The organism is Vibrio sp. 1288, from assembly GCF_033344475.1.
Map to the genome: position 1 here is coordinate 1 of NZ_JAWPOX010001073.1, position 529 is coordinate 529.

Below are 529 nucleotides of genomic sequence, written 5' to 3' on the forward strand. Positions count from 1 at the left end.
TTTTGCTGATCATGTTTCCAATCGTTATTTTTATCCTCGCTCCGGGTTTCTTGCAAATCGATTTCTCGACACTTTCAGGGAGTGGGTAATGAAAAAAATCGCATTGATGGCTTTAACACTTTTTTCTCTCATGGGGTGCAGCTCGACGGCGTACAACGAAGAAAGTACTGTTGAAAGCATGAAACGTGTACAAAATCATGCAGGCCTTATTGAGCATTACAAAGCACGCTTAGAACAAAAATCCAACGATGTACAAGTGATGCAGGATCTCGCTTTTGCTTATCTGGCAAAAGAGGATGTGGAGTCTGCAAAATTTTATGTTCAGCACTTATCTGAATTAGGAGTTGAAAATGCGCGACTTGCACAGCTAGGTGGGCAAGTTCATAGCCTCGAAGGCGAAGATGCATTAGCGTTGGAACAGTACCAACGTTCCATCGCTATGGGTAATAGTAGCGGAGAAATTCAGGTACTAACCGCCATTGCGTATAGTAACTTGGGTGAGTTCTCTTTGGCTATACGGGCTTTTAAT

The 529-nt window shown here is 42.7% G+C and carries 1 protein-coding gene; it reads left to right on the forward strand.

Translation table 11 applies throughout. The features are described from left to right. Positions 1–88 precede the first annotated feature (88 nt). On the forward strand, positions 89–529 hold a 441-nt coding region (locus R8O11_RS30965), incomplete at its 3' end, for a tetratricopeptide repeat protein (RefSeq protein WP_412035105.1).